Here is a 16,432-nt window from a genome sequence, read left to right on the forward strand (position 1 = left end):
GAAAACTTGAATTGACTGTGCTCGATACCGAAGTATCAAATTGGTCACTCAGTTCATTGATAAATCTTTTGGATTATCATCAACGAGTGCCCACACAGATTGATAGGTTTATATTGTTAAAGAGCTTTCTTCCTGCTTCAGTGACTGAGTCACCGTGGAAGAGGCGGCCATTTTAGCGAGTTAAGTTTTTGTGTCAACCACTTTTTTCAAAACTTTTTTCAGGTTTATCACCTGGCTAAAATGCCTTGCTGATTTGCCTTGGTTCCTTATGGAGCCTTGCCGTGTCAGCGAGGTGGCATTATAGAGATTGCGATCACATTGGCAAGCGCTTTTTATTAAAAAATACAAAAATAACGCTTAAGTGGCGAATTGGCGCTCAAATCCTTATTTATCCAACTTTACCCCAAGGATGCGTACAACTTATCCACAGAGTTATTCTTTTTAGCCCTTCGATCGCGGTGAGTCGCCCTTTTATATATAGAAAAAGCCGCTGACGCGGCTTTTTCTATATTAGTCACATTAGATACCTGAACCGTCTTGCTCAGGAGATTCTTCATGCAGCCCACATTCTCGCTTTAAACCAAAGAATCGAGTTTCTTCTTCACTCATTCCCGGTTCCCACTTACGGGTGGTATGGGTATCACCGACTGACAGGTAACCCTGATCCCAAAGCGGGTGATAAGGAAGATCGTTGTCTTTTAGGTAATAGTGCACATCTTTGTTGCTCCAGTCGATCACCGGAAGGAATTTGAAGACGCCATTTTGTACCGCAAGAATCGGTAAGGTCGCACGCGACTTAGATTGCTCACGACGCAAACCCGAGAACCAGGTGCCGACTTCAAGCTCCTGCAGCGCGCGGCGCATCGGTTCGACTTTATTAAGGCGATTATATTGCTCAATCCCCGTCACACCCTGTTCCCACAATTTACCAAAACGCGCTTCCTGCCACGCTGACGATATTTCTGCAGTGTAGATTTTCAGATTCAGATCCAAACGCTCCGTCAGTTGGTCAATAAACTGGTAGGTTTCTGGAAACAGATAGCCCGTGTCGGTCAGGACCACTGGGACGTCTTTGTCGACTGACGTCACCAAATGCAGCATCACCGCAGCCTGAATGCCAAAGCTGGAAGAGACCGCATGAGTACCCGGCAGGTTTTCCAGCGCCCAAACGACACGCTCTTGCGCCGTTAGCGTTTCCAGATAAGCGTTAACTTCTGCCAAGCCGAGCGTTTGCTCCACCTTAGTCAATGTTAGCAACTCCGCCAAATTCGGAGCTGAGACGATCTCAGGCATAAAAGTCCCTCTTAGACACGATCACTTCTTGGATGATGCCGGTACGAATAGTGAAATCACCAAACCCTTCACCCGCCTCACGCTCTTTCGCCCAACGGCCCACCAGCGTATCAATTTCTTCCAGGATCTGTTTATCGGTGATGTTCTCTTTATACATCTTCGGCACACGCGTTCCCGCTCGGTTGCCGCCTAAGTGCAGGTTGTAGCGGCCAGGCGCTTTGCCCACGAGACCGATTTCAGCCAGCATCGCGCGGCCACAACCGTTCGGACAACCGGTGACACGCAAAATGATGTTCTCTTCTTTTGGCAGCGCGTGTTTTTCCAGAATACCTTCGACCTGAGTGACAAACTCCGGCAAGAAGCGTTCGGCTTCAGCCATTGCCAACGGACAGGTTGGGAACGCCACACACGCCATCGAATTCTTACGCTGCTCGCTGACACTGCTATCCATCAAACCATGCGAGACTGCCAATGCTTCAATCGCGGCTTTTTGATCGGCTGGCACACCGGCAATGATCAAGTTCTGGTTTGCCGTCATACGGAAATCGCCTTGGTGAATCTTGGCAATTTCCGCCACGCCAGTTTTAAGCGGCTTGCCTGGGAAATCCAACAGACGGCCGTTTTCAATGAACAACGTCAGGTGATGCTTACCATCAATGCCTTCTACCCAGCCGATGCGATCCCCGCGTTCGATGAACTCGTATGGACGGCTTTCAGCAAAAGTGACGCCTGCGCGTTTTTCCACTTCCGCTTTAAAGACATCAACGCCAACACGATCCAGCGTGTATTTGGTTTTCGCGTTCTTACGGTTTGAACGGTTACCCCAATCGCGTTGTGTTGTCACCACGGCAGCAGCCACGTCTAACGTTTTATCCAGTGGGATAAAACCGAAGTCATCCGCGCGACGCGGATAAGTCGAGGTGTCACCATGCGTCATCGCCAGACCACCACCCACCAGCACGTTAAAACCAACCAGCTTGCCGTTGTCCGCAATCGCCACGAAGTTAAGATCGTTGGCATGCACGTCCACGTCATTTTGTGGCGGGATCACCACGGTCGTTTTGAATTTACGTGGTAAATAGTTGCTGCCCAGAATCGGTTCTTCATCGGTGGCTTCAACTTTCTCACCATCCAGCCAGATTTCGGCATAAGCGCGCGTTTTTGGCAGCAGATGCTCACTGATTTTTTTTGCCCACTCGTACGCTTCTTGGTGCAGCTCAGATTCCACCGGGTTTGAGGTACATAGTACGTTACGGTTTACGTCACCCGCGGTCGCAATCGAATCGATACCGATGCTGTTGAGTGTCTGGTGCATCAGTTTAATGTTCGGTTTCAGAACACCATGGAACTGAAAAGTTTGTCGCGTGGTCAGACGGATACTGCCATACAGCGAGTGTTCGGTCGCAAACTTATCGATCGCCAGCCACTGTTTTGGCTGGATGATGCCGCCTGGCATACGAGCACGCAGCATCACATTGTGCAGCGGCTCCAGTTTTTGTTTGGTACGTTCATTGCGAATGTCGCGGTCATCCTGCTGATACATGCCATGGAAGCGGATCAGTTGGAAGTTATCGGCGGTAAATCCGCCCGTAATGCGATCTTGCAGATCTTGTTCGATCGTACCGCGTAGAAAATTACTTTCGCGCTTGAGACGTTCATTATCAGAAAGCGAGCCGAGCACTTCGCCAAGGACTTCCTGTACGTTGTTTTCAATCTTGCTGCTCATTAGTACACATCCCTCTGGTAACGTTTCGCTTTACGAAGCTCATTGAAATATTCTTCTGCTTTTTCACGTGATAGGCCGCCTTGTTGCTGCGCGACGACGAGAAGCGCTTCATGGACATCTTTCGCCATGCGCGTTGCATCACCACAGATGTAAACGTAGGCACCATCTTGCAGCCACTGCCAAACCTGCTCGGCCTGTTCCAACACTCGGTGTTGCACGTAGACTTTTTCGTGCTGGTCACGGCTGAAGGCCACATCCAAACGCGTCAAAATCCCTGATTTGAGGTATTTCTGCCATTCCACTTGGTAGAGGAAATCTTGCGTGAAGGTGCGATCGCCAAAAAACAACCAGTTCTTACCGTCGGCGCCGCGATTGTCACGCTCTTGAATAAAGCTGCGGAACGGCGCAATGCCGGTACCCGGACCAATCATGATCACTGGCGTGGAATCGTCTTGAGGCAGTTTGAAATTGTTGTTGTGCTCGATGAACACTTTCACCGTCTCGCCTTCTTCTAGGCGTTGACCTAAATAGCTGGATGCCCCACCTTGACGCACTTCACCATCCACATCGTATTCCACGATGCCAACCGTCAAGTGTACTTCTTCATCCACTTCCGATTGGCTGGATGCGATAGAGTACAGACGTGGCGTGAGTCGACGCAGCAGAGAAATCAACTGCTCCGCCGAGAGCTTGGTTTTCTTTTCTTTTAACACATCGACAATTTGCGTGTTCGCCGCGTATTCGCGTAGCTTGTCTTTGTCTTCCACCAGCTTTTGCAGTTTCTTGCTGCCAGAGAGCTCGGCAAACTTAGTGACGAACTGCGGATTCGCCCCGGTAATTTCGTATTTGCTCACCAGTGCGCTGTGCAGCGATAAACTCTCACCGTCAACTTCGACGCTTTCAACACCAGACAGCCCTACCGCCGCTGCGACCACATTCGCTAACTGCGCGCTGTTTTCATACCATACGCCCAGCGCATCGCCCGGTTGATATGTCAGGCCCGAGTCCGCCAAATCGATTTCGATGTGACGCACGTCTTTACCCGAATCGCGCCCCGTGATTTTCTGGCTGGTTAGCAATGTCGCCGTGTAAGGATTTTGTTTGTTGTATTGAGAGTGAGAAGTCGCAGCGTGACCAACAGGAAGCTGAACCACTTGCGCTTGACTGCTCACCAAGGCTTCTTTGACGCTTTCTAATGCTTTAGCGCGCCACTCGGCAGCAGGCGCATCGTAGTCCACATCACAATCTACGCGTTCGATAAAGCGTTTCGCACCCAGTTTTTCAAGGAAAGCATCGAAATCTTTACCAGTTTGACAGAAGAACTCATAGCTCGAGTCACCCAAGCCAATTACACCGTATTGCAGGCTGGGCAGTTTCGGCGCTTTTTTCGATTGCAGGAATTCATGCAGCTCCAGCGCGTTGTCCGGCGCTTCGCCTTCACCATTGGTTGAAGCGACAAAGATCACGTGCGTTTCTTTCGCCAGATCTTTGCCTTTGTAATCACTGGCATCAAACAGTTGTACCGCGATGCCAGCAGCCTGCGCTTCATGCTCCAAAGCTTCCGCCACGCCTTTAGCGTTACCAGTTTGCGAAGCAAAGATAATGGTCAGTTTACCTGCAGGTTTTGCCGCGGTCAGTGCAGTTGCCTGAGTCAACGGCGCTGAAGCGCCTAGCGTCTGAGACTGACTAAGCCCCCAGAAATAACCGCTCACCCAAGCCATTTGCTGAGGTGAGAGTTGTGAAATCGTTTGTTGCAGCTGGTTTAGCTGCGAGTCGTTGATTGGGCTTGCAAGCCCAGCGAGCTCTTTTGGTTTGGTGTTTCCTGAAGACATTGTCACGACTTCCTTATTCATTGCGTGACGATAGATTAACCACTCCTCTTAATAACAAGAAAGAATAGATGAGCATGTTTTATAACTTTTTGGAAGTAAGGCAAAAAGAGGCTAGCGGCCTTCGACTCTGACTTGCTGAAAGCCAACTGCGAGAGCGGATTTGGAAGCCTCATCCAAATCATCATAAAGACATTCACCGCCATGACTATCGGTGAGCAACACAAAACCGCCACGTGCATGGCGAAACTCCACTACCCAACTTCCTTCCTGAATCGATGGCTCAATAATCGCCTCAACCAATTGCTTCTCTCTGAATAAATTCCGTAGCTCAGTAATGGTCATCTTTGCCCCTGTCTGACTATGAATTAGTTTCTCAATAAGCATGGATGAGATTGGCCGTTATGCGAGAAAAAACACTAGAGATATAAAAAACAGATATAAAAAAAGGCCACTTATAATTAAGTGACCTCATCTGTCATCCATTCATTCACTTAAAGGGCATTAAAAGTGGTACTGCGCACCAAGAAACCAGCCGTTGGCAAAAATGAACGATTTACCTAAGGAAGAAGCAAACGTGTCCGATTCCAAATCAATCACTCGATACCCTGCACGTAGAGTCAACTGAGATTGCTCAAGCGGCATTTTGTACTGCATACCCGCCATTAAGTCGGTGCTCTTTATTCCTTTGCTGTCGCCGAAGTTCATCTCACCGATCACATCAAACTGAGTCTCTGGCACTGTAATTTCCGCATAGCCATACCAAGCCCAAATCAGTTCATCAAACGATTTTGCCTGAGCCCCGGGCGTGGCTAAGTCTAGGTATTTACTGTTGCTCAAATCGCTCACCGTGATGCCGGCATCAAAATGCAATAACTCGTGATCCAGCACTTGGTAGTAAAACGTCGCATCCAACTTATCAAAGGCCATGTAGTCGGCGTCCACCGAAGAGAAGCGCAAACGCGCATTCGGCAAGTACTTGATTGGGTGCTCTAACGAAGTATACACAGTGCCTGTTGCCACCGCATCGCGCTTCACTTCGTTTACCTTGGTGCTAACGTTCCAAAACTCAGCGCCGGCGGTAAAATCAAGATCCGAGTCCGCAAGCAAAGGAAAGCTGAGAGACAAGGTGCAGGCTGCGGCCGATATTGCCAAGGTTCTAAGCATGAAACTGATACTCCGGTATAGCTAGATAAATGAGAGATTACGCAGAGGGCAGATCCTATCACACTCTCAGCGCACACTCTGCATAAAATCACCGGACCTTACGATTTACACTTTGGGGAGGCAACCACATGCTTAAAGAACCAAATACCGACCGCTATCACAATCAACCAAGGTAATAGTTTCAAGACAAATCCGAGCATGCCCAACAGTAGCATCACCACCAGTGCTATCGCGGTAGCGGCAAAGACAGTCATCATTGTAATGCCTGTCACCAATAAGGTTGCAGCAAAGACCAGAATAAAAATCAACTCGAACATAGCCATTCTCCTTTGTTTTTATTCGTTAGAGCAGGTTCCGTACCAAGTTTTCAAAAAAAATTTAACTTAATGATATAAAAGAAAAAGCCAACCTGAAGATTGAAAAAGTCGGCTGGCTTTTTGAGTAGAGATGGTAATTTTTACCTGCTAGTGGTCAATTTTACACATCTAATTCCTGAGGGATCTTCGCCAGCGCTTGCTGAAGGACTTCAATGCCTGAACCTGGTTTATGCGCATTTTCACTAATGTGACGACGCCATTGACGTGCGCCCGGCATATTTTGGAACAGCCCCAGCATGTGACGGGTCATGTGCCCCAAGTAAGCACCTTGAGCTAATTGCTGCTCAATGTAAGGATACATCTCTTGCACGATCTGACGACGTTTCTTGATCGGCGCGTTAGAACCAAACAGCGCTTGATCAACCGAGGCTAACAAATAAGGGCTTTGGTATGCTTCACGCCCAATCATCACGCCATCCAAATGCTGCAAATGCTCTCTCGCCTCTTCCAGCGACTTGACGCCACCGTTGATGGCAATGGTCAAGTGCGGGAAATCTCGCTTTAGCTGATACGCGCGAGGGTAATCCAATGGCGGGATCTCACGGTTCTCTTTCGGGCTCAACCCACTCAACCACGCTTTGCGTGCATGAATGGTGAACTGCTCACAACCGCCTTTTTCAGCAACTGTTGCAACAAAATCGGTGAGGAACTGATAAGAGTCTTGATCGTCAATACCAATACGGGTTTTGACCGTCACCGGAATATCCACAACCTCTTTTATCGCTGCAACGCAATCTGCCACCAATTGTGGCTCAGCCATTAAGCAGGCACCAAAACGGCCGTTTTGCACCCGATCAGATGGGCATCCAACGTTAAGATTCACCTCATCATAGCCACGCTCTTGCGCCAACTTGGCACAAGTCGCGAGATCTTGTGGGTTTGAGCCGCCCAACTGCAATGCAACCGGGTGCTCTTCCTCGTTATATGCTAAAAAATCGCCTTTACCATGAATGATCGCGCCCGTCGTCACCATTTCGGTGTAGAGCAGAGTCTCTTTGGTCATCAAACGGTGAAAGTAACGACAATGACGATCGGTCCAATCGAGCATAGGAGCGACAGAAAGGCGACAGGAGTGGGTCATGAGAGTTAATCCTACTAGTTCACAACAGCTGGCCAATCAGAATAAGTAACAGCGCACCATCGGAGTGGTTGCACGGTTACGTATACCGATTGACTGAATATCAAATTTTGGGCCGATATTGTACTGGTTCACCGCAGCTTGTGCCACACTCGCTTTACCTGACGCGCTTTTCCATTTATCGTTGCGCAGGTAGACACTGCGAAAGCGATTTGTGAGATTGACTAAGCGTTATTAGCAATTTTATTGGTTTCTCAACGATCTTCGTATAGAAATAGTTTATTATTAAGAAAGTCCAATTAATATGGTGAAAGATTTGGACCACACACTACTTGAGCAAATAGAAGGCCTGTGTTCGGCAAGAGGAGTCCGCCTGACTCCGCAACGTAAAAGAGTCTTTGAGCTGATCTGTTCAAATTCGAAAGCGTCCAGCGCCTATGATCTGCTGGAGCAATTAAAAGAGAGTGAACCTCAAGCCAAACCTCCAACCGTCTATCGCGCTTTAGATTTTTTAATGGAGCAGGGTTTTATTCATAGGGTTGAGTCAACCAACAGTTTTATCTCCTGCTGCTCATGCAACGCAAAACAACATTTTTTTCAGCTACTAATTTGTGATAAATGTGGTGACGTCGTTGAACTTCAGGATGAGACACTGATATCCTTGTTGGCCAATAATGCTGAAAAGTATGGTTTTAAGCTGACCAATCAAGTGATTGAAACTCATGGTATCTGTAAAGCCTGTGCCTCACAGTGAAAGAAAAAGATTATAGAAGAACGTTATGCGCGCTGAATTTGTAAACCCGTTTTTAGCTTCTTTAATGAATGTTCTAAAAACGATGGCTTCACTGGAATTGAAGCCTCAGAAACCACGTATCAAAAAAGACGAAATCGCCCGTGGCGATGTTTCTGGCCTTATCGGAATGGTTGGCCAACAAACTCGCGGCTCAATGTCGATTACGTTTGATGAATCTCTCGCGTTAGAGATCATGCAAAACATGCTGGGTGAGCGCCCCAACGGATTGAATGAAGAAGTGACCGACATGGTAGGCGAGATTACCAACATGGTGACTGGTGGCGCAAAACGTATTCTGGCAGAAAGCGGCTTTGACTTTGAGATGGCAACACCGATAGTGGTCTCTGGCAAAGGGCATACCATTCGTCACAAATGCGAAGGGTCGATCATCATCATGCCATTTGTATCCCAATGGGGTAATGCCTTTATCGAAATCTGCTTTGAGTAAACGCAGATGATAAAAATGAAAGGTTGATGTTTTTGACATCAACCTTTTTTGTGCACTTTATTTTTGCTCAATCGCACAGAGGAAGGCCGCTACCGACCTTCCCTTTTGCATCATGCTTAGGCTTTAAACGCTTTAAACGCGTTGATCAAACCGTTGGTCGAACTGTCGTGAGAGCTGATCGCCGCACTGTCCGCCAGTTCAGGCAGAATTTGGTTGGCCAGTTGTTTACCTAGCTCCACACCCCACTGATCGAAGCTGAAGATGTTCCAGATAACACCTTGGACAAAGATCTTGTGCTCGTACATCGCAATCAAGTTACCCAGTGTGCGCGCGGTGATTTGCTTGACCAGAATCGAGTTGGTTGGACGGTTACCTTCAAACACTTTGAATGGCGCAATCGCCGCCACTTCTTCAGCACTCTTGCCCGCTTTCACCAACTCTTCTTTTACGGTCTCTTCGCTCTTACCAAACGCAAGTGCTTCTGTTTGTGCAAAGAAGTTCGACATCAGTTTTTGGTGGTGATCACCAGCAGGATTATGGCTGATGGCTGGCGCAATGAAGTCACACGGAATCAGCTTAGTACCTTGGTGAATTAACTGGTAGAACGCGTGCTGACCGTTTGTGCCCGGCTCACCCCAAATGATTGGGCCAGTTTGGTAAGTCACAGCATTGCCTTCACGGTCAACGTATTTACCGTTCGATTCCATGTTACCTTGCTGGAAGTAAGCCGCGAAACGGTGCATGTATTGATCGTAAGGTAAGATAGCTTCTGATTCCGCACCGTGGAAGTTGTTGTACCAAATACCAATCAGCGCCAGGATCACAGGGATGTTGCTTTCTAAGTCTGTTGATACGAAGTGCTTATCCATCTCGTGCGCGCCATCTAGCAGCTCAACGAAGTTGTCGTAACCTACCGCTAGCGCAATGGATAGGCCGATTGCAGACCATAGTGAGTAACGACCACCCACCCAGTCCCAGAATTCGAACATGTTCGCGGTATCGATACCGAACTCAGACACAGCGGTTGCGTTGGTGGAAAGCGCAGCAAAGTGCTTAGCCACGTGTGCTTGATCGCCTGCAGACGCTAGGAACCAATCACGTGCGGTGTGCGCGTTGGTCATGGTTTCTTGCGTGGTGAACGTCTTAGATGCGATCAAAAATAGCGTCGTTTCTGGATTCACTTTCTTCAGCGTTTCAACGATGTGCGTGCCATCCACGTTAGAGACGAAGTGAAGGTTTAGATGATTTTTGAATGGCGCGAGCGCTTCCGTCACCATGTAAGGACCAAGGTCAGAGCCACCAATACCAATATTGACGATATCGGTAATCGCTTTGCCTGTGTAACCTAGCCACTCACCGCCAATCACACGCTCAGTAAAGGCTTTGATTTTTTCCAGGACTGCATTCACTGCTGGCATAACGTCTTCGCCATCGACCATCACAGGTGTGTTGGCGCGGTTACGCAGTGCAGTGTGAAGAACAGCACGACCTTCGGTTTGGTTGATCGCTTCACCACTGAACATCGCGTCAATGGCCGATTTCAATTCCGTCTCTTGCGCCAAAGCGAACAAGTGCTTTAGCGTCTCTTCATTGATAAGGTTCTTTGAGTAATCGACGAGGATGTCGGAGCCGAAACGTGCAGAGTATTTGTCAAAACGCGCCGCGTCTTGAGCAAACAGCGCTTTCAGATCCATATCTTGTGCAGATTCGAAATGCGCGGTAAGCGCTTTCCAAGCTTGTGTTTGCGTTGGATTGATATTTTTCAACATGGTCTCTATCCCGATGTTACAGTAGGTTCTATTCCTGACAGTCTAGCGAAAACTGAGGAATCCCCGATTTAGCAAAAAAGTTTTAGTGATTGTCCACAGCACTGGGCAGCATGACAATCTTGAATTGTAATTTTATTTCAGCATGCAATTATGACTGACTCAGCGTGCACTCACCTTGAGTTAAGTCACGTAAAGCGATATCAACCTGACGACGCCGAGGATTGACCGGCAACGGCGTGCTCTTGTGGTTTGCTTTTGCCAACAAAGATAGCCTTGAAAGCTCTAATTGCCAAATAGAATATAAAGGATGCACTATGTGGTTACAGAAAAGCATAACAATCAACGCGAAAAAGCGCGGCTTCCATCTGATTACTGATGAAATTGAACAACAAATGCCGCAGATATCGTCCGTATCCGTTGGTTTGTTACATGTTTTTATTCAGCACACGTCGGCCAGTCTGACCATCAATGAAAACGCCGATCCAACGGTAAGAATGGACATGGAAAGCCATTTTAATCAGTTTATCCCTGAACGAGCTCCCTACTATCACCACGACTACGAAGGGGACGACGACATGCCAGCACACATCAAAGCTTCCGTATTGGGGAGCAGCGTGACGATTCCGATCCAACATGGCAGGCTCGCTTTGGGCACTTGGCAAGGGATCTATCTGGGAGAACATCGCGATCATGGTGGAGCGCGAAAACTGATTGTCACTTTGCACGGCGAAGAGAAGTAAGCTGCTGGACATGTGCGTTTAAAAAGGTTGATTCACCATCAGACGCAGCTGGCTTCCCTCACCGCCCCAAGCCATCTCAGCTCGAACGACCAAGCCTTCGAGCTGCATGCGCACGCCGCCACCAGCGCTCCATTTTAGGCTGTTGTGCAGTTCAAACAGATCCAGCTCGTCACTCACTCGACCAAGATCGACAAACGCTACCCATTGCCACCATGGAATACTGTAGCTATTGAGGAGCGACACCTCGCTCAGCGGTTGCCAGTTGGGCAAAACACGATACTCCGCGCTGTAATGGATCGCCGAGCGGCCATGAAAACGCCCGTCAGGAAAACTTCTCAGCCGCTGCAAACCGCCTAAACTGACCTGATCCAACTCGGGTGGGCGCTCACAGACAAACCGCTCATTACACTCGAACCACGTCGGCGTATCAGCAAAATAGACATCGACCGCCACTACCTGCTTTTCAAACGTCTCCTCCCACGAGCCCAGATCCCAAAACGCGTTGGCTTGATACTCATACTTCAGCCAGCGATTGTCGTTACCCCAATTTTCGTCGGCATAGCTGACCGCCACATTGGTGCGATAGCCATCAGAAGGATCACGCACATCGTTGCGATTATCCCACTCCAATTGCACTTTGAGCCCGCTAGAATCGCTGTCACGGCTTGGCATGTTTTGCACCGAGCGCGAGGTTTGAAACGGCTGAAAATCGAGGGAGGTAATGCCACTGCGGGCGGGAGAATGGCCTTTGATTTGGCGATTGGTCTCAAAAGCCGCACGAGCACCGCGAAAAGCGGCGTGTCCCCACGGCACGATATAGCGAATCGACAAACGATTGTTCGACTCTTCACCGGTTGCCATCGCTCGCTCATCACGGCGGGAATCATTGTTGCCAGCGCGGCGAAAGTAATATTCGTTGTCGACGTATTTGCCTTGATACAACTCTGCACCGAGTAGCCAGTAATCACCAAATTTATAGTTGCTCGCCGCCAGATAAGTGAAGTAGCTGCCTCTGTCTGAGTAGGCTAAGGCGCCAAACAGTGAAGCGTTCGACTGACCGAAATGTTTGACAGCACCTGCAACACCGAGCGCATTTCCCATCCCTTCACTGGTGTAATAAAAAGGCGCAGCCGAAGTATTCGGCAACCAACTTGGCCAGCCGTCAGCCCAACTCACATTGGATATGGGCAGCACAAGAGGGAGCAAAAGCAAAGAATTCCGTTTCAGAGTTGTCATCATGATTATTCGCTGTAAGACATCTCCACACGAGACGTCAGTTTAGTCACCAGTTCATAGGCGATGGTGCCGATGTGTTGTGCCACCGCTTCTGAGGGCAAATCGGCGCCCCAAAGAATGGCTTCATCGCCCACTTCGTCAGCCGCATCAGGCCCTAAATCAACGGTCAACATGTCCATAGAGACTCGACCGGCGATCGGCACCTGGCGACCATTGACCAACACGGGCGTACCGTTAGGTGCGGTGCGCGGATAGCCATCACCATAGCCAATCGCAATCACGCCGACTTTGGTGTCGCGCGCGCTGGTCCACGTCGCCCCATACCCCACGGACTCGCCCGCTTTCACTTCTCGCACCGCAATCAAATGCGACTTGAGAGTCATTACTGGTTTAAAGCCTAGCTCAGCGGCCGATTTATCGCCAAACGGCGACACTCCGTACATGATGATCCCGGGGCGCACCCACTCAAGCTGGCTCTCTTGCCAAGCCAGCAGCCCGGCGGAAGCGGCCAATGAGCGCTCACCGTGACAACCTTGGGTTAACGCCATAAACAGTTCAATTTGATTGCGCGTAGTCGCATTGTCCAACTCATCGGCGCAGCCAAAATGGCTCATGTAACGCAACGGTTTTGCCACATTCGGGCATTGATGCAAACGGGTGACAAAATCCTGATACTGCTCGGGGCGCACGCCAAGGCGATGCATGCCGCTGTCGATTTTTAGCCACACCACCACGGGTGTTTCCAGCTCAGCCGTTTCTAAGTCGCGCAGCTGCTCTTCACAGTGCACCACGGTTTGAATGTTATTGGTGACTAACACAGGCAAATCGCCAGACGAGTAGAACCCTTCCAACAGCAAGATCGGCTTCACCACTCCACACGCGCGCAGTTGCAACGCTTCTTCAATGCGCGCCACACCAAAGGCATCGGCACCAATGGCGTGCTTAGCCACATGGCGCAAACCGTGTCCATAGCCATTGGCCTTGACTACCGCCATCACTTTACTGTGAGGGGCAAGCTGTTTGATGCGTTGCAGATTGTGCTGTAGTGCGCTCAAATCGATGCACGCGGTGGCGGCTTTCATGTAATTCATGGCATTACTCTTCATCAAAAGCAGGACCTGCGTAGTTATCAAAGCGCGACCACTGCCCTTGGAAGGTCAAACGCACTGAACCGATTGGGCCGTTACGCTGTTTACCGATAATGATTTCTGCGGTGCCTTTGAGCGCACTGTCTGGGTGGTACACTTCGTCACGGTAGATAAACATGATCAAGTCAGCATCCTGCTCGATAGAGCCGGATTCACGCAGATCCGAGTTGACTGGGCGTTTGTCGGCACGTTGTTCTAGCGAGCGGTTAAGCTGCGACAGCGCGACAACGGGGACGTTGAGCTCTTTGGCCAACGCTTTGAGTGAGCGGGAAATCTCGGCGATTTCCAAGGTACGATTATCCGACAGTGCTGGCACGCGCATCAACTGAAGGTAGTCGACCATGATCATCGATAAACCGCCGTGTTCGCGCGCCACCCGACGTGCACGCGAGCGCACTTCGGTTGGCGTCAGACCTGAGCTGTCATCGATGTACATGTTTTTCTTCTCCATCAGAATGCCCATGGTCGAAGAAATGCGAGCCCAATCTTCATCATCCAGTTGCCCGGTACGAATTTTGGTTTGGTCGACGCGAGAGAGTGACGCCAGCATACGCATCATGATCTGCTCTGCAGGCATCTCCAGCGAGAAGATCAGCACCGGCTTCTCTTGCTTCATCGCGGCGTTTTCACACAAGTTCATCGCGAAAGTGGTTTTACCCATCGATGGACGCGCCGCGACAATGATCAGATCCGAACCTTGCAGACCCGCGGTTTTCTTATTGAGATCGGTAAAACCAGTATCAACCCCAGTGACGCCATCCTGCGGCGTTTTGTACAACAGCTCAATACGTTCAAGCGTCTTTTCTAGGATGGAATCAACGTTCTGCGGCCCTTCGTTTTCGTTGGTACGCTCTTCAGCAATCGCGAATACTTTACTTTCGGCGAGATCGAGCAGATCTTCCGAACTGCGACCTTGCGGATCATAACCCGCGTCGGCAATCTCATTCGCCACGCCGATCAAATTACGGATTAACGCACGTTCTGCGACAATGTCGGCATAGGCATTGATGTTCGCCGCACTTGGGGTGTTTTTGGCCAGATCGGCTAAATAGGCGAAGCCGCCCACGTCGTCGAGCTGTTCGCGACGCTCCAAATATTCAGACAGCGTAATCAAATCGAGCGGTTTGCTCTCTTCTAAAATGCTTTTTATCGCATCAAAGATCAGCCGGTGTGGTCGGCTGTAAAAATCTTTACTCACGACACGCTCGGCCACCGTATCCCAGCGTTCATTATCCAGCAGCAAGCCACCCAGTACCGATTGTTCGGCTTCCAATGAGTGAGGAGGAACTTTTATTGCATCAACTTGGCTATCTACGACTTTACGAGTTCGATTCTCCGCCATGACTACACTCAACAACTTATATTTACCGCCATTATACTCAAAATGATCTGAGATGCTCGTCTATCGAGATAGAGTTTACCGTTCAAACAACAAGTTTTAACTGGAATCTGACGCAGCTTTGTTGCCATCTTCGTACTATCCAACCGCCTGTTTTTCTGCTCATGAGGTCTTTGTGTCCACACGCTGGTTTTATTGCCTAAGCTTGCTCGCAAGCCTGTCAGCCTACGCTGAAGAAAATCCGGATAAGGACATCGACATTCCCTCTCCTCTCAAAACTGAAGTGGAGTTTGGTTATCAAGCGCACTCGGGTAATACTGACTCGCAGGCGCTCAACGCCCGTTTAAGTGGTGAATACACCGAAGGACGACATCGTTCCAACGGCGAATGGAAGTTTTATAACCTATATAAAGATGGGGAAGAGGACAAACGCACGTCAACCTACAGCGCGCAGACCGACTATAAGCTCGGCCCTAAAACCTACCTGTATGGCAGCTTCAAAGGGGTCGATTCACGCTATAGCGCCTATTTTAAGGATTACACCCTCTCTGGTGGTTTGGGCTATCAATTTGCCAGCACCGACACGTTTGTTTTGGAAATGGAGATTGGCCCCGGCTTTCGCTATCAGGAACCCAATTTAGATGAGATTGACGATGACGACATTATCCTGCCTCACATCGTCGAAGAAGGCATTTTTCGTGGCAACATGAAGACCAGTTGGCAAGCGCTAGACAATCTTCGTCTCGCTGCCGATATCACCGTGGTCACAGGCCGCAGCAACACCCGCACCGACAGTGAACTGAGTTTGACCAACAACATCACCGAAGAGATCGCACTTAAGATTGCGCACTCGCGGCAATATCACGATAAAGTGCCGGAAGGGCTCAATAAAGCCGACAGCGTGTTGTCGATTAATTTGTTGTTTGTATTTTAATGGTATTGAACCCATGCAGGGTTCCATACCTCTTCAGCCAAAACCGACGCATAAAAAAAGCACCTGCGAGCAGGTGCTTTTAACATCGTCTTGATACTGAAATTAGTCAGCAGCAACAACTTGTAGTTTAACGGTCGCGAACACTTCAGAGTGAAGTTGAACGCTGATCTCGAACTCACCAGTTGTACGTAGTGCACCTTCAGGAAGGCGAACTTCGCTCTTAGCAACTTCAACGCCAGCTGCAGTGATTGCATCAGCGATGTCACGAGTACCGATAGAACCGAACAGTTTGCCTTCGTCACCCGCTTTAGATGCGATAACAACCGCTTCTAGAGCTTCAACTTTCTCAGCGCGTGCTTGCGCAGCAGTCAGTTGCTCAGCAACTTTCGCTTCAAGTTCAGCACGACGTGCTTCGAACATCTCAACGTTGCCTTTAGTCGCCATAACTGCTTTACCCTGTGGGATAAGGAAGTTACGAGCGTAACCAGACTTAACGTTTACTGTGTCGCCCAGGCTGCCTAGGTTACCGATTTTATCAAGTAGAATAACTTGCAT

The 16,432-nt window shown here is 49.3% G+C and carries 16 protein-coding genes; 4 read left to right on the forward strand and 12 right to left on the reverse strand.

Annotated elements, in window-relative coordinates; genetic code table 11:
• Positions 1–519: 519 nt before the first annotated feature.
• From UF06_RS06620 to dusA, 7 genes are all read right to left on the reverse strand, one after another.
• Positions 520–1,293: a phosphoadenylyl-sulfate reductase gene (locus UF06_RS06620; RefSeq protein ID WP_045569737.1), complete on the reverse strand. Its 774-nt coding sequence runs from the start codon at positions 1,291–1,293 to the stop codon at positions 520–522.
• On the reverse strand, positions 1,286–3,019 hold the full coding sequence (cysI, locus tag UF06_RS06625; RefSeq protein WP_045569738.1) for an assimilatory sulfite reductase (NADPH) hemoprotein subunit: 1,734 nt from the start codon (positions 3,017–3,019) through the stop codon (positions 1,286–1,288). The genes UF06_RS06620 and cysI overlap by 8 nt, the downstream gene beginning before the upstream one ends.
• Positions 3,019–4,872, reverse strand: a complete 1,854-nt coding sequence (locus UF06_RS06630; protein ID WP_171816709.1) for an assimilatory sulfite reductase (NADPH) flavoprotein subunit — start codon at positions 4,870–4,872, stop codon at positions 3,019–3,021. The genes cysI and UF06_RS06630 overlap by 1 nt, the downstream gene beginning before the upstream one ends.
• A gap of 90 nt (positions 4,873–4,962) precedes the next feature.
• Positions 4,963–5,193, reverse strand: a complete 231-nt coding sequence (locus tag UF06_RS06635; RefSeq protein WP_045569740.1) for a hypothetical protein — start codon at positions 5,191–5,193, stop codon at positions 4,963–4,965.
• A 159-nt stretch (positions 5,194–5,352) separates the two neighbouring features.
• A complete protein-coding gene (locus UF06_RS06640; protein WP_045569741.1) occupies positions 5,353–6,015 on the reverse strand; it encodes a TIGR04219 family outer membrane beta-barrel protein in 663 nt (220 codons plus the stop codon).
• Positions 6,016–6,113: 98 nt separating this feature from the next.
• Positions 6,114–6,332, reverse strand: coding sequence for an envelope stress response protein PspG (gene pspG, locus UF06_RS06645; RefSeq protein ID WP_045569742.1), 219 nt, complete (start codon positions 6,330–6,332; stop codon positions 6,114–6,116).
• Between the two features lie 160 nt (positions 6,333–6,492).
• A complete protein-coding gene (dusA, locus tag UF06_RS06650; protein ID WP_045569743.1) occupies positions 6,493–7,473 on the reverse strand; it encodes a tRNA dihydrouridine(20/20a) synthase DusA in 981 nt (326 codons plus the stop codon).
• Between the two features lie 301 nt (positions 7,474–7,774).
• Between dusA and zur the strand changes: the two genes are divergently transcribed.
• The gene (gene zur / locus UF06_RS06655; protein WP_039423265.1) at positions 7,775–8,224 is read left to right on the forward strand and encodes a zinc uptake transcriptional repressor Zur; all 450 of its coding nucleotides are present in this window, start codon (positions 7,775–7,777) and stop codon (positions 8,222–8,224) included.
• A 25-nt stretch (positions 8,225–8,249) separates the two neighbouring features.
• Complete coding sequence (locus tag UF06_RS06660) at positions 8,250–8,711, forward strand: chemotaxis protein CheX (protein ID WP_045569744.1); 462 nt, start codon at positions 8,250–8,252, stop codon at positions 8,709–8,711.
• Positions 8,712–8,827: 116 nt separating this feature from the next.
• Here the strand turns inward: UF06_RS06660 and pgi are convergent, their stop codons facing one another.
• Positions 8,828–10,480 (reverse strand): glucose-6-phosphate isomerase, encoded by a 1,653-nt coding sequence (pgi, locus tag UF06_RS06665; RefSeq protein WP_045569745.1) that lies wholly within the window; start codon positions 10,478–10,480, stop codon positions 8,828–8,830.
• Between the two features lie 314 nt (positions 10,481–10,794).
• Between pgi and UF06_RS06670 the strand changes: the two genes are divergently transcribed.
• Positions 10,795–11,220, forward strand: coding sequence for a secondary thiamine-phosphate synthase enzyme YjbQ (locus UF06_RS06670; RefSeq protein ID WP_045569746.1), 426 nt, complete (start codon positions 10,795–10,797; stop codon positions 11,218–11,220).
• A gap of 18 nt (positions 11,221–11,238) precedes the next feature.
• Here the strand turns inward: UF06_RS06670 and UF06_RS06675 are convergent, their stop codons facing one another.
• The 3 genes from UF06_RS06675 to UF06_RS06685 are packed head-to-tail and all read right to left on the reverse strand — an operon-like array spanning position 11,239 to position 14,946.
• A complete protein-coding gene (locus tag UF06_RS06675; protein WP_226972490.1) occupies positions 11,239–12,459 on the reverse strand; it encodes a BamA/TamA family outer membrane protein in 1,221 nt (406 codons plus the stop codon).
• Positions 12,460–12,461: 2 nt separating this feature from the next.
• Positions 12,462–13,547: an alanine racemase gene (gene alr / locus UF06_RS06680; protein WP_197467450.1), complete on the reverse strand. Its 1,086-nt coding sequence runs from the start codon at positions 13,545–13,547 to the stop codon at positions 12,462–12,464.
• A 4-nt stretch (positions 13,548–13,551) separates the two neighbouring features.
• The gene (locus UF06_RS06685; RefSeq protein ID WP_045569747.1) at positions 13,552–14,946 is read right to left on the reverse strand and encodes a replicative DNA helicase; all 1,395 of its coding nucleotides are present in this window, start codon (positions 14,944–14,946) and stop codon (positions 13,552–13,554) included.
• A 172-nt stretch (positions 14,947–15,118) separates the two neighbouring features.
• Between UF06_RS06685 and UF06_RS06690 the strand changes: the two genes are divergently transcribed.
• The gene (locus tag UF06_RS06690; protein ID WP_045569748.1) at positions 15,119–15,877 is read left to right on the forward strand and encodes a DUF481 domain-containing protein; all 759 of its coding nucleotides are present in this window, start codon (positions 15,119–15,121) and stop codon (positions 15,875–15,877) included.
• Between the two features lie 102 nt (positions 15,878–15,979).
• Here the strand turns inward: UF06_RS06690 and rplI are convergent, their stop codons facing one another.
• Positions 15,980–16,432 carry a 50S ribosomal protein L9 gene (gene rplI, locus UF06_RS06695; RefSeq protein ID WP_045569749.1) on the reverse strand — a complete coding sequence of 151 codons (453 nt, stop codon included), beginning with the start codon at positions 16,430–16,432 and terminating at the stop codon, positions 15,980–15,982.

Origin of the sequence: Vibrio sp. S234-5 (genome assembly GCF_000960595.1) — a bacterium.
Lineage (GTDB): Bacteria > Pseudomonadota > Gammaproteobacteria > Enterobacterales > Vibrionaceae > Vibrio.

What these genes read in the sequence shown, in the direction of transcription:
- UF06_RS06630 (WP_171816709.1), bottom strand. Translation starts at nt 4,872, where the DNA reads ATGAATAAGGAAGTCGTGACAATGTCTTCAGGAAACACCAAACCAAAA.
- UF06_RS06640 (WP_045569741.1), bottom strand. Translation starts at nt 6,015, where the DNA reads ATGCTTAGAACCTTGGCAATATCGGCCGCAGCCTGCACCTTGTCTCTC.
- UF06_RS06635 (WP_045569740.1), bottom strand. Translation starts at nt 5,193, where the DNA reads ATGACCATTACTGAGCTACGGAATTTATTCAGAGAGAAGCAATTGGTT.
- UF06_RS06675 (WP_226972490.1), bottom strand. Translation starts at nt 12,459, where the DNA reads ATGATGACAACTCTGAAACGGAATTCTTTGCTTTTGCTCCCTCTTGTG.
- cysI (WP_045569738.1), bottom strand. Translation starts at nt 3,019, where the DNA reads ATGAGCAGCAAGATTGAAAACAACGTACAGGAAGTCCTTGGCGAAGTG.
- zur (WP_039423265.1), top strand. Translation starts at nt 7,775, where the DNA reads ATGGTGAAAGATTTGGACCACACACTACTTGAGCAAATAGAAGGCCTG.
- pgi (WP_045569745.1), bottom strand. Translation starts at nt 10,480, where the DNA reads ATGTTGAAAAATATCAATCCAACGCAAACACAAGCTTGGAAAGCGCTT.
- dusA (WP_045569743.1), bottom strand. Translation starts at nt 7,473, where the DNA reads ATGACCCACTCCTGTCGCCTTTCTGTCGCTCCTATGCTCGATTGGACC.
- alr (WP_197467450.1), bottom strand. Translation starts at nt 13,547, where the DNA reads ATGAATTACATGAAAGCCGCCACCGCGTGCATCGATTTGAGCGCACTA.
- UF06_RS06670 (WP_045569746.1), top strand. Translation starts at nt 10,795, where the DNA reads ATGTGGTTACAGAAAAGCATAACAATCAACGCGAAAAAGCGCGGCTTC.
- pspG (WP_045569742.1), bottom strand. Translation starts at nt 6,332, where the DNA reads ATGTTCGAGTTGATTTTTATTCTGGTCTTTGCTGCAACCTTATTGGTG.
- UF06_RS06620 (WP_045569737.1), bottom strand. Translation starts at nt 1,293, where the DNA reads ATGCCTGAGATCGTCTCAGCTCCGAATTTGGCGGAGTTGCTAACATTG.
- UF06_RS06660 (WP_045569744.1), top strand. Translation starts at nt 8,250, where the DNA reads ATGCGCGCTGAATTTGTAAACCCGTTTTTAGCTTCTTTAATGAATGTT.
- rplI (WP_045569749.1), bottom strand. Translation starts at nt 16,432, where the DNA reads ATGCAAGTTATTCTACTTGATAAAATCGGTAACCTAGGCAGCCTGGGC.
- UF06_RS06685 (WP_045569747.1), bottom strand. Translation starts at nt 14,946, where the DNA reads ATGGCGGAGAATCGAACTCGTAAAGTCGTAGATAGCCAAGTTGATGCA.